Source organism: Corynebacterium yonathiae, from assembly GCF_027570195.1.
GTDB classification, from domain to species: domain Bacteria; phylum Actinomycetota; class Actinomycetes; order Mycobacteriales; family Mycobacteriaceae; genus Corynebacterium; species Corynebacterium yonathiae.
Genome location: NZ_JAKMUZ010000019.1, coordinates 18116 through 30015 on the forward strand (window position 1 = coordinate 18116; position 11900 = coordinate 30015).

Annotated in this window: 12 protein-coding genes and 1 tRNA gene; 7 read left to right on the forward strand and 6 right to left on the reverse strand. The window is 60.5% G+C overall.

Annotated features, from left to right (window positions below; all coding sequences use genetic code 11):
- Positions 1-5 precede the first annotated feature (5 nt).
- The 3 genes from L8V22_RS09715 to L8V22_RS09725 are packed head-to-tail and all read right to left on the reverse strand — an operon-like array spanning position 6 to position 6080.
- Positions 6-419: a YccF domain-containing protein gene (locus tag L8V22_RS09715; RefSeq protein ID WP_023021991.1), complete on the reverse strand. Its 414-nt coding sequence runs from the start codon at positions 417-419 to the stop codon at positions 6-8.
- A gap of 24 nt (positions 420-443) precedes the next feature.
- On the reverse strand, positions 444-1262 hold the full coding sequence (locus L8V22_RS09720) for a DNA-formamidopyrimidine glycosylase family protein (RefSeq protein WP_238801973.1): 819 nt from the start codon (positions 1260-1262) through the stop codon (positions 444-446).
- 18 nt (positions 1263-1280) lie between these two features.
- Positions 1281-6080, reverse strand: coding sequence for an ATP-dependent helicase (locus L8V22_RS09725; protein WP_238801972.1), 4800 nt, complete (start codon positions 6078-6080; stop codon positions 1281-1283).
- Positions 6081-6115: 35 nt separating this feature from the next.
- On the opposite strand from L8V22_RS09725, the gene L8V22_RS09730 reads away from it, so the two are divergent.
- The 6 genes from L8V22_RS09730 (at position 6116) to L8V22_RS09755 (ending at position 9342) form a co-directional block, all read left to right on the forward strand.
- The gene (locus tag L8V22_RS09730) at positions 6116-6874 is read left to right on the forward strand and encodes a 3'(2'),5'-bisphosphate nucleotidase CysQ (RefSeq protein ID WP_238801971.1); all 759 of its coding nucleotides are present in this window, start codon (positions 6116-6118) and stop codon (positions 6872-6874) included.
- Between the two features lie 4 nt (positions 6875-6878).
- Positions 6879-7682 (forward strand): thymidylate synthase, encoded by an 804-nt coding sequence (locus tag L8V22_RS09735; protein ID WP_238801970.1) that lies wholly within the window; start codon positions 6879-6881, stop codon positions 7680-7682.
- A complete protein-coding gene (locus L8V22_RS09740) occupies positions 7682-8212 on the forward strand; it encodes a dihydrofolate reductase (protein ID WP_238801969.1) in 531 nt (176 codons plus the stop codon). Before L8V22_RS09735 ends, L8V22_RS09740 begins: the two co-directional genes overlap by 1 nt.
- Positions 8212-8493 (forward strand): glutaredoxin domain-containing protein, encoded by a 282-nt coding sequence (locus tag L8V22_RS09745; RefSeq protein ID WP_023021997.1) that lies wholly within the window; start codon positions 8212-8214, stop codon positions 8491-8493. Before L8V22_RS09740 ends, L8V22_RS09745 begins: the two co-directional genes overlap by 1 nt.
- 70 nt (positions 8494-8563) lie before the next feature.
- Positions 8564-8639 (forward strand) — tRNA-Arg (locus L8V22_RS09750).
- A 109-nt stretch (positions 8640-8748) separates the two neighbouring features.
- Positions 8749-9342 carry a Type 1 glutamine amidotransferase-like domain-containing protein gene (locus tag L8V22_RS09755; RefSeq protein WP_238801968.1) on the forward strand — a complete coding sequence of 198 codons (594 nt, stop codon included), beginning with the start codon at positions 8749-8751 and terminating at the stop codon, positions 9340-9342.
- Between the two features lie 45 nt (positions 9343-9387).
- Here L8V22_RS09755 and L8V22_RS09760 read toward each other — a convergent pair whose 3' ends face one another.
- From L8V22_RS09760 to L8V22_RS09770, 3 genes are all read right to left on the reverse strand, one after another.
- Entirely contained in the window at positions 9388-9861 is a 474-nt protein-coding gene (locus tag L8V22_RS09760; RefSeq protein WP_238801967.1) for a hypothetical protein, read from the reverse strand.
- Positions 9862-10048: 187 nt separating this feature from the next.
- Positions 10049-10495, reverse strand: a complete 447-nt coding sequence (locus L8V22_RS09765) for a DUF2871 domain-containing protein (RefSeq protein WP_238801966.1) — start codon at positions 10493-10495, stop codon at positions 10049-10051.
- 253 nt (positions 10496-10748) lie between these two features.
- Complete coding sequence (locus L8V22_RS09770) at positions 10749-11378, reverse strand: DJ-1/PfpI family protein (RefSeq protein ID WP_238801965.1); 630 nt, start codon at positions 11376-11378, stop codon at positions 10749-10751.
- A 76-nt stretch (positions 11379-11454) separates the two neighbouring features.
- On the opposite strand from L8V22_RS09770, the gene L8V22_RS09775 reads away from it, so the two are divergent.
- Positions 11455-11883 carry an OsmC family protein gene (locus L8V22_RS09775; RefSeq protein WP_238801964.1) on the forward strand — a complete coding sequence of 143 codons (429 nt, stop codon included), beginning with the start codon at positions 11455-11457 and terminating at the stop codon, positions 11881-11883.
- Positions 11884-11900: the final 17 nt, after the last annotated feature.

Below are 11900 nucleotides of genomic sequence, written 5' to 3' on the forward strand. Positions count from 1 at the left end.
GGCGCTTAAAGTTTGACCATCGGCTCCCAGCCGAAGGGGATCTCCTCCGAGTTCACAATTCGGCGGCCAAACGGGAAACAAGTCACCGGGATCATCTTCAGGTTGGCCAGCGCGGCCGGAATTCCCACGATGGTCACTACCTGTGCCGCCGCGGTGGTTACGTGCCCAATGGCCAGCCACAGGCCGGCGACGACGAACCACACGACATTGGAGAAGGTGGACATGGAGCCGCTGCCTTTGACTGGCTGCACTACCGAGCGGCCAAATGGCCACAGGGCGAAATTGGCCATGCGGAACGACGCCACGCCCGCGGGGATAGTAACGATGAAGATGCAGGCAATGATGCCAAAGAGGAAATAGGCAAGGGCTAGGAGGAACCCGCCGGTGATAAACCAAACGATGTTAAGAAAGGTACGCATGTCCCCCACACTAGCGCGGGAATCTTATTTCGCGGGGTGGAGCGGCTGGCAATGCGGGCACCACCAGATGATGCGCTCGAGTTCGCCTTCATCGCCGCCGGCATCCACACCGCCGAGTGCGCCCTTGGTAATGAAGGTGCCGCAGCGGCGGCAGCGCTTGCGATTGCGGCCGAAGACATAGGTCGTCTCCCCGGCGCGGCGCACGCCGGTGGTCACGCGCACCGGGGAGGTGCGATTAGCCCACATGATGCGCCGAGAAATGTCGAGGATGCGGGCGGTATCCACCGCAGATACTGGTGTGGCCGGGTGCACCCCCGCTAGGAAACAGGCCTCGGCGCGGTATTCATTGCCGATGCCGGCGACGACCTTTTGGTCGAGCAGCGCCGCGCCGATGGCGCGTTGGGGACGGTTATTTAGCCGCCGCAGGGCTTCTTCGCGATCCCAGTCGGGGTCGAGAATATCCGGTCCAAGGTGGGCGATGCGCTGATGGTATTGGTCGGCGGGATAGATATCCACGAAGCCTAGCTGGTGACCTACAACCTCAATATCGCGCGGGGAGTTGGCTAGCTGCAGGACGATGCGCGCGGTATGTCCGGGTTTGCGCCAGCGGTCGCCTGCGTAATGGATGGCCCAGGTACCTTCCATCTTGAGGTGAGTGTGCACGATGGTCTGGTCGAATTGCATGAAGAGGTGCTTGCCATAGGGCCAGACGCGCTCGCACACCATGCCGTCTAGATGCACGGTGGCGTAGCGCGGTACACGCACGGAACAGCCGGTGACCTCGCGTCCGGCCATGAACTGCAGGCGGTTGGATAGCTGCAGGACGGAATCGCCTTCGGGCATAACACCTCCAGTGGATCTTTAGCGACGGTACCCGCCGCGCGGGCGGAAGCCACCATTATTGCGCGGTGCAGGCGGCGGATCATCAAAGCTGAGTTCTTCGATGGCCTCGCTGGCGCGGCGTCCTGCACGTGGGGTGCGCGGAGCAGCGGCGCGTGCGGAGATGCGCACGCCCTTAGGAGTAATTCCGGCACCGGCTTCGCGCAGGTGGGCGGCGGCATCGGTCTTATGAATGGGACTGCCATTGCACTTTTCGATAACCAACGGGGACACCACTCCCCTTGCCACCATGTCTGTAAGCGCGCTTACCAGGCGGGGATATACCTCCGCCGGGTCGATGCCACCCGGCAGCGATTCCAGGAAGGTGGTGAGGGTTTTCCCGCCGCGGGTGAGGTGGGCGATGGGAAGGCCGTCGATAAGCACCACCAGTGCGCCGGCCGAGCGGGTGGGGCCCCCGGTGGCTTTGCCATCGGCGTCGTCGCGCTGTGGCCAGGGCAGGGCCGCACCGTAGGGATTGGCCGGGTCGCAGGCGGCGAGGACAAAGGTATCGGGCTCGGTAGAGCCAGACGGCCAGCCGGTGACATCCGGGGAATCGGCCAGGCCGCGCAGGCGGTCGATGATGGCGGGGGTAGAAAATTGGGCGGCGCCCAGCCCATCGATGACATAGCCGCGCATGGCCTTGCCGGATTCTTCGAAGCCGGAGAGCACCTTATAGGCCAGCGCAAAGCCACCGAGCACGTCTTCGGCCACGACGGAGCCGCGGGTGAGCACGCCATACCGGTCGAGCCAGGCCTCGCCGTGTGCCACGGAGCGGGAGGTGGCATCGGTGGCGGCGGGCACGGCAAGCGACCATCGGCCCATCACATCGGGCGGGGTCTGCGCGCCCGCAGCGTTCTGAGCTTGGGCAAAGGAGGTGCGCCCCATGCGCAGGCGGGAGCGGGTGGGCCGCCGCTTCGAGCGATGCGCGGTGCGGCCGGAGCGCGAGCCGCCGGAAGACAACCGGGTACGCAACGGTGCGAAGGAATCGGGGCTTACCAAGCCCATCTCCACCAAGCCCCAGAGGGCCTCGCGGGTCTCCTCGGTGGTGCCGGGGACCTCGGCGGCGATATCGGCAAAGAGGAAACCGCCGCCGCGGCCCAGAACATCGAGGATGGCGCGCTGCAGCATGCTCACGCCCTCGGCATCGGTTTCCGGGGCTAGCTGGGCCGCGTAATCCGAGGGCAGCAGCATGATCCAGGGGTCTGCCGCGCCGGCCTTGCCGGCGCCGAGGATGAGCACCTCACCATTGGAGGTAAGTTCATCGAGCATGGTGGGCGAATAATCTCCCACCCGCGCGGGCAGGATGAGCGATTCCCACGCGGAGGCTGGCAGGCGCACCCCGGCTAGCTGCTCGATGACGGAAAAGACACCATCGGCCCCGCGCAGGGCCGGGCGCTTTCCAGCCGGTGCGATGCTATGCCACTCCGGCAAAAAGCGGGCAAAAGTGGCACCCGAAACCGGCTCGGTAGCGGCACGCGCAGCGGCGAGCGAGCGAGAGCGGATGGTCTTGAGCACCACTGCGGCGCAGTATTCCTGCTCGTCGATGCCCTGGCGGTAGCGGCCTTCTACTACCCCATCAAGCGCGCCGAGAACGGTATGCGCGGCAGAGACGGAAATGCCGAAGGCCTCGGTAAGGTCGCGCAATACGAAGGGCCCGCGGGTGCGCGCCCAGCGCGAGACCAGCTGCGGCAAGGCATCAGAAATGGTTGCCACTTGGGCGGGGATGCCGGGAGGAATGGGGATGCCTAGGGCGTCGCGAAGCAGGGGTGCATCCTGGGCTTGAGCCAGGTGCTCCCGTCCGCCGATCCGCACGCGCATAATCCGCGTGCCCAGCTGGTCCAGGGCGGAAAGCGGCACGTCGGTGTGCTCGCCCAGCTCGTCTACGGGAATCGGCCCGAGCACGCGCAGCAGGTCCGCTACCTCTTCGGTGGTGCGGGCCCGGCGCGAGGGGTCGGTGCGTTGGAGCTGGGCGTGGACCTCGGCGATAATCTCCGGATCGAGCAGCTCGCGCAGCTCCACCGTGCCGAGCAATTTGGCCAAAAGCGCCGGGTCAAGGGCCAGGGCGGCCGCGCGCTTTTCTGCTAACGGGGAATCGCCCTCGTACATGAACGCGCCGGTGTAGTTAAACAGCAGCGAAGAGGCAAAAGGCGAGGGCTGTTCGGTGGTGACCTCTGCAATGCGGAGGCGGCGGTGCCCCAGCTCCCGCATGACCTCCGTAAGAGCTGGGACATCGTAGACGTCTTGGACGCACTCGCGCACCGTCTCCAAGATGATGGGAAAGGACGGGTACTTACGGGCAACGTCCAAAAGCTGCTCGGCGCGCTGGCGCTGCTGCCACAACGGCGCGCGCTTGCCGGGATTGCGCCGAGGTAAGAGCAGCGCACGCGCCGCACACTCGCGGAAGCGGGAGGCAAAGAGCGCGGAGTTGCCCACCTGCTCGGCCACGATATCCGCTATCTCATCGGCGTCGAAGGCGAAGATGGACCCATCGGGCTCGGATTCTGCTTCCGGCAGGCGCAGCACGATGCCATCATCGCCGGCTACCGCCTGCGGATCCATGCCGGTGCGTTCGCCTACCCGGGCGCCTACCGCTAGCGCCCATGCGGAGTTGACCGGCCGGCCAAACGGGGTATGTAGCACCACGCGCCAATCGCCTAGCTCATCGCGGAAGCGCTCGAGCACCAGCGTCTTTTCATCCGGGATGACACCAGTGGCTTCATTTTGCTCCTGCAGATAGGCCACGATATTGGAGCGCGCATTATCATCGGCATCCGCAATGATCTCCGGCGAGGAAAAGACCTCGCGGCGATACTCACCTAGCGCCTTACCCAACTCATAGGGGCGGCCCGCGCCATCGCCATTCCAAAACGGCAAGCGCCCGGTGTGCCCCGGCGCGGGCGTGACCAACACCTGGTCACGGGTGATGTCTTCGATGCGCCAACTGGTAGCGCCCAAGGTAAATACATCGCCCACCCGGGACTCATAAACCATCTCTTCATCCAGTTCGCCCACCCGGCGCGGAGCACCCCCGGAGCCCTCACCCGAGCCGGTATAGAGGAATACGCCAAACATGCCCCTATCCGGAATCGTGCCGCCACTGGTGACGGCCACCCGCTGGGCACCAGGCCGGGCGGTCATCACTCCCGCCACTCGGTCATAGACCACGCGGGGTTTAAGTTCAGCAAAGTCCGTAGACGGATAGACGCCGCTTACCAGGTCCAGCACGGAGTCATAAACCTCCCGCGCCAGATCGCGGTAGGGCCAGGCCCGGCGGACCATCTCATACCACTCATCGGCATCGAGCCCGTCCTCGCCAGCCGCAGCCACCGCCGCCACCGTTTGCTGCGCTAGCACATCCAACGGGTTGCGCGGGGTATGCAGTTCTTCAATAAGCCCGGCGCGCATGCGCGATACCGTCAGTGTGGACTGCACCAGATCCGCGCGGTGCTTGGGATAGAAGGACCCGTGCGAGACCGCGCCCACAAAGTGCCCGGCGCGGCCCACGCGCTGCAGGCCGGAGGCCACCGAAGGCGGCGATTCCACCTGCACGACTAGCTCCACTGCACCCATATCGATGCCCAGCTCTAGCGAGCTTGTGGCCACCACGGCCTTGAGCGTTCCTTCTTTCAGCATGGTTTCAGTCATCGCGCGTTCATCCTTAGACACCGAGCCGTGGTGGGCGCGGGCGATAACCGCCGGGGCCTTGCCGGCGACGTCGACCTGCTTCATCAGCTGGGCTGGGTCCCGGCGGGTCTCGGGCGACAGCGAATCCGGATCGTGCTCTTGCGCATAGAGCTCATTGAGCCGGCTGGTCAGCCGCTCGGCCGTGCGGCGGGAGTTGACAAATACCAGCGTGGAGCGATGCGCCATGATTTCCGCATAGAGGTCATCCTCAATAAACGGCCAGATGGACTTGGCCGTGGGCAGCGCGGACTCATCCACGGAAGGAGAGCTGATGCCAATCGCATCATCCACCGTCATCTCTCCGATGGTGGAGCCTTGCTCCGGCGTCGGCAGATCGGACATATCCTCTACCGGCACGTGCACGTCCAGCTGCCACTTCTTCTCCGCGGCCGGCGCCACAATTTCTACCGGGCGGTTGCCGCCTAAGAAATTCGATACCGCGGACAGTGGCCGCACGGTGGCAGAAAGCCCAATGCGCTGGAAGTCCCCTGCCACCTGCTGTAGGCGCTCCAAGGTCAGCGCCAGGTGCACGCCGCGCTTGGTGCCAGCCAGGGCATGAATCTCATCGATAATGACGGTATCCACCGTCTTCAAAATCCCCGCCGCCTTAGAGGTAAGCATCAAATAGGCTGACTCCGGGGTGGTAATCAAAATATCCGGCGGCTTGCGCACCTGCCGCGCACGCTCCCCCGAGGGCGTATCCCCCGAGCGCACGCCCACCGAAATATCCGGAACATCCAGTCCTAAGTTCTCCGCAGTGCGGGCAATCCCGGTCAGCGGGGCGCGCAAGTTATTTTCCACGTCCACGCCTAGTGCCTTCAGCGGGGAAATATAGAGGACTTTAACCCCAGCAGCGGATCCCGAGGCGCCTGAGCCCACCGGCAGCGCCAGCTGGCCTTCGCGCTCGACCAAACTATTCAGCGCCCACAAGAACGCGGCGAGCGTCTTACCGGAACCGGTAGGAGCTACCACAAGGGCGTGCTCACCGCGGGAAATCTTTTCCCAGGCCTGCGCCTGCACGGCGGTGGGGGCAGCAAATACATCCCGAAACCACTGCGCTACTTGAGGCCGGAAGCGGTCGAGGATGTTTTCTGGCATGCCCACACTCTAGTCCGCGTTGTAATGTGGGCACCATGACCGTCGAGATTTCTGATTCCCGCCTGACCAATTCCCTCGCCCAGGGCTGCGGTGAGATCCTGAAAGGCGTGCGCAACGGGGGCCTGCTACGGGGCCTTTCGCTTGGCGACGCCGGCGATGAAGCCGCCCAAGAATGGATCGCCCGCGTCCTCGAGCAGCACCGTCCCCAGGACGGCATGCTCTCTGAGGAAGCCTCCGATGACCTGGCCCGTTTGAAGAAGGACCGCGTGTGGATCGTGGATCCGCTCGACGGCACCAAAGAATTTGCCACCGGCCGCCAGGACTGGGCCGTGCACATCGCCTTGGTAGAAAATGGTATTCCTATCCACGCAGCAGTGGGCCTGCCGGATCTCGGCGTTACCTTTAAGTCCTCGGACGTTCGGGCGGTCACCGGCCCGTTGTCTAAGAAGTTCGTCGTCTCCCGCAATCGCCCGCCCAAGGTAGCCGACTATATTGCGGAGAAAATGGGCTATGAAGTCGTGGGCGTCGGCTCCGCGGGTGCCAAGGCCATGCACGTGCTGCTCGGCGATTATGACGGTTATATCCACGCCGGTGGCCAGTACGAGTGGGATCAGGCCGCGCCGGTGGGCGTCGCCCAAGCCTCCGGTCTACACTGCTGCCGCCTCGATGGCTCCGAAATCCGCTTCAATAATGAGGACACCTTCATCCCAGACATCCTCATCTGCCGCCCCGAGCTCAAGGATGAGATCTTGAAGCACGCCCAGGCCTTTGCCGAGGAGAACGGCGGCTTCTAAACTAATGCCCATGATTGAGACCCCGTACGAGGATCTGTTGCACAAGGTCCTAGAGACCGGCACGCCCAAAGGCGATCGCACCGGTACCGGCACGCGCTCTATTTTTGGTGCGCAGCTGCGTTATAACCTGGCCGAGTCTTTCCCGCTGCTGACCACCAAGAAGGTCTATTTCCACGCGGTATTGGGCGAGCTTTTGTGGTTCCTCAAAGGCGAATCCAATATCAAATTCCTGCAGGACAATAAGGTCCGCATCTGGAATGAGTGGGCGGATGACAATGGCGAGCTAGGGCCGGTCTACGGCGTGCAGTGGCGCTCCTGGCCCACCCCGGATGGCCAGCACATTGACCAGATTCAGCAGGCGCTCGATACTCTGAAGACTAATCCAGACTCGCGCCGCAACTTGGTCTCTGCATGGAACGTTGCGGAGCTAGACAAGATGGCGCTGATGCCCTGCCACTTGCTCTTCCAGCTCTACGTGGCCGATGGCACCTTGTCCATGCAGGTCTACCAGCGCTCGGCCGATATGTTCTTGGGTGTTCCGTTCAATATCGCTTCCTATGCGGCACTGACCCACATGTTTGCCCAGCAGGCCGGGCTCAAGGTGGGCGAGCTCATCTGGACCGGCGGCGATTGCCATATTTATAACGACCACGTGGAGCAGGTCAAAGAGCAGCTTTCCCGCGAACCCCGCCCGTACCCGCAGCTCAACCTGCACAAGGCGGAGGATATGTTCTCCTATGACTTCGCCGACTTTGAGGTTGAGGGCTACGACCCCCACCCCACCATCAAGGCGCAGGTATCCGTCTAATGTTGGGCGCAATCTGGGCACAGTCCCTGGACGGAATCATTGGCGATGGCGAGCAAATGCCCTGGCACGTGCCGGAAGACCTCAAGCATTTTAAGGACGTGACCATGGGTGCGCCGGTCATCATGGGGCGGAAAACCTGGGAGTCGCTCAATCCTAAATTCCGCCCCCTTCCCAGCAGGGAGAATTTCGTGCTCTCCTCCCGCACGCCCGGCCAGTGGTCCGCCGGCGCGCAGGTCATCACCGCTATGCCCCCGCTTTCCGACGCCTGGGTCATCGGCGGCGGCCAAATCTACTCCGCCACCTTGGACCAGGTTGACCGCATTGAGGTCACCCTCATGGGCGTCAATATCGGAAGCACCTACGGCGATAAATCCATCTATGCCCCCGAAATCCCAGAGGAATTCGGCCTCGCCCACAGCACCGACTGGCTCACCTCCGCCAAGGGCCACCTGGAGCTCCCGGACCAAGAGGCCAGCGATCTCCCCATGAAATACCGCTTTTTAACCTACGACCGAAAGGATGCAGCCTAATGTCTGTTACTACCCCAGAAACCAACTCTGACGTCACCATCTTCTACGCCGACTGGTGCCCCTTCTGCGCCAAGCTGATTAAAAACCTTGACCGCACCGAAACCCCGTACGAGCTTGTCGACGTCGAGGCCGACAACACCGAAGACATCAACGCCTGGATCGAATCCGTCAACGACGGCAACCGCATCATCCCCACCGTCCTCTACTCCGATGGCACCCACGAAACCAACCCTCCAGCTTCCTCCGTGCGCAATAAGCAAAAGGAATTGGCCGAGAGCTAGGCCAAGCCCCAGCCATTTCGGGGCACCCCTGCCCCACTGCTATGATTAGCCAAGTTGCACACGCAACCCCGCCCCAGTAGCTCAGGGGATAGAGCACGGCTCTCCTAAAGCCGGTGTCGGTGGTTCGAATCCACTCTGGGGCACCATGTGAAGTCTCGAGACATCGTTCCGGTCGGTGTCTCGAGATTTTTCCGATTATTCAATACTCCGATCTTGCTGCCCAAAGCATATAAGGCGCTGACGTAGACTAAGCCTATGCACTTACTCCTCGCCTCATTCCTACACCCAGAAATCAGCAAATATATTTCGGGTCGAGTGCTGTACATCGATGATGCTGCCACGGGAATGAGCCAAGCCCAGTTCGCCCAAACAGAGTTGTCAACCATTCGCGATGCGGCAGAGGAACTAATCCCCTTAACCGTGGCGCAGGCGCAACCAAGCGACATACGCAATGAAATCAACTTAGCCGACTGCATCTATGTTGCGAGCGGCGAGGTATTCCGTCTCCTTGATGCGCTCAGACTCACTGGCACCGACCACCTGCTAGTTGAAGCGGTCCAGAACGGCACGTTTTACGCTGGAAGTTCTGCCGGCGCAATGGTTACAGGACCTTCAATCGAACCGGCATCAATCATGGACAATCCACAGACGGCACCGCAGCTCACCGACCACACAGGACTCAGTCTCACCCCATATGTCATTGTTCCCCACGCTCAAGGAACAACTGGTCCTTATTCTATAAAAGTCATCAGTGAAACTGTTGCGCAGTACGGACGAGATTGGAATCTCCTACTGCTGAGGGATGAGCAAGCCCTCTTAGTTGAAGGTGAAACTACCATGCTCATCTAATCCACCCAGGAAACAACTGCCCTACACTGACTTTCTGGCAATAAATCAGTTCGATTGCTCCATGGCCTCGTCTTCGTTCGCGGCATGGCGAACCCGCATCGCACTAATATAGCTCAGCGCCAGGAATGCCGTTGCAGCAAGAAGGGAGTAGCGGGCGGCGTCGGTCCTGCCGTCGCTAAGCGCCTGCACCACAACACTGGTCTGCTCGCCAAAGGGACTATGCCCACCTTGAGCGCGCAGTCCTGCAATGGCGGAACCGGCTGATTGGCGCGTTGCTTCTGCTATGCCATCGGCACCCGGCCCCATGATGCCGGCCGCCTCCAGCGTCTTCGGCGGCGTTAGCCCAAGTGCCATGGAAAATACCGACTCAGAAACCGCGGTGTCCAGCGCGGAGCCAACCTGGCGGACCGTACTCTGGGTAGCCGAGGCCTGACCGAAGCTATTCACCGAAATCTCGCTGAGCAGTGTGCCTATCAACTGCACAGGCACAAAGCCCAAGCCGTAGAGCGTCAATGGCAAAGCAATGATCCAACCGCAGCCACGCCAGAAATGAACGCTTGCGACCCCAGCTATCGGCAATCATTCCTTTGGCCTATAACAGCGCTGTCTACAGGACCGCATACAAACTATAATCCCAGTGCGCATGAGTTAGATTCAGTCTCGCCGTGGAGGCACTGTGCCTATTCAGTAGCCATCTCGCTTATCGTTAGTCACCTGCTACGGGTTGGGCCTTAACCTCTTGAGCCTCGCTGATGGCATTGCCGAGTGCTGCAATGAATGCAATCAGGCCAATCGTAATGAGGATATGACCAAGACCAGCGATACCAGAGATCATTGCAGTGGACTCCTCCCCCATTACGGTCAGGCATCCGTGCCAGATCATGACGCCGACGGTGACGACCACGCCGACGTTATACAGCCAAAAGAACGCATTGAACTGACCACGACTGCGTGACAGACCAAAGACTTTCTCCAATACCAAGAAGATAAGGCTCATCATGAAACCGAGCGCCAGCAAGTGAGTATGCGCCACGCTCAGCTGAGTGAACTCACCCTCGGGGAAATCATTGGCACGCGTGAATTCGCGGTAGAAGACCCCGGCTCCCAATCCCAAGACAAGGTAGAAAATGGATGCCCAATACAAAGCTTTCATGGTCATTCTCCTTCCCAACCGCTGCTACGGCCGGACTAGCGATGAATCAAATACTCCAAGGACTCATCTTTCTACATCTGTTCCGGCTTTGAATCGCAGGGCTGGTTGAAACTGCAATCAACCAGTCGGTTGACTGTTAGGCTCGGTACCTAAAAATTCATAGGCCTGCCCCAAGAAATAAAAGCGCTGAATGCCAGGGCTCTTTTGTTTCAGCAAGGATCCAAATCGTTGAAGTGGTTTTGGATAACTCCAGCTAGTTTGAACAGGCCCACGCCTGAACCTTATTCATATGTTCAACGAAGGCCGCTTCTGTTCTTTGCTCATGCAATTGAATCCAGGCGTCCACGACATCGTCGGGGTAAACACCCGCCGCGCGCAATACCGCCGCGGTGAATGGCACTGGAGCCAAGCCTGAAGCTGTAATCACTCCACCATCAAAAACCGCATCGTCTTCTTTATAGCCCTGAGTGTTGGCGTAGCTCACTGAGGCAAGGAAGCCATGCGCGTTTGAAGTGTGTTTGCAGTGGTCAAGCACCCCAGCACGAGCAAGGGCCAAAGTTCCACCACAGATCGCTGCCAAGAGCACTTCATTCTCTTTCAAGACATTAACCGTCTCCAATAGCTGTTCGTGCCCGTCAAAGTATGTATCTGCTCCCGGTACCACGAACGCCGCAATATCAGTCCGATTCTGGATGTCCTGCAAGGTCAGGAGTGGAACCACCTCGATTCCACCCTTGGAGCGAACGGCTTCTAGCGATTCGCCAACAAACAAAACCTTAAAGCGGCCCGGCACTTGGGCCTCAGCTTCAGCTACCTGCGTTGTGAGGTAGGCATACTCCCAATCAGACATAGTTTCCGTTGCGTAAATAGCAATGATCTTCATGGAACTCACAGTACGCAGGATTTCCAATAAATATTAGAAACTCGAACGACCTGCTTCTTCGCCTTAAACTAGCCTCATGTCTGAAGAAACGAAGCAATACGCCGTAGACCTCACCCGCCTCGATACCGCCGTATACCGCGCTACCAATTCTGTGGGAGCGAGCATTGAGTTTGGCAGTGGTGAGGGACTCCTCTCCCCCGTCGAACTTTTACTCGCTGCCGTCGCGGGGTGCTCCGCCGTAGACGTGGACGTGGTGACGTCCCGGCGCGCTGAGCCGGAGTCTTTTGATGTGCATGTGGAAGGCGACCGCGTAAATGAGGACGGAGCGTCGCGCCTGTCGGAGGTTCGCGTGGGGTTTGATCTTTCTTTCCCTGATACGCCCGAGGGCAACCAAGCGCGCAAGCTGGTGGACAACTTGATCCGCATCTCCCATGAGAAGGACTGCACGGTATCGCGCACGGTTGAGAATCCCACACGAGTGTTGTTTAGCAACGACTCGAAATAGCGCTACTAAGTAAAAGC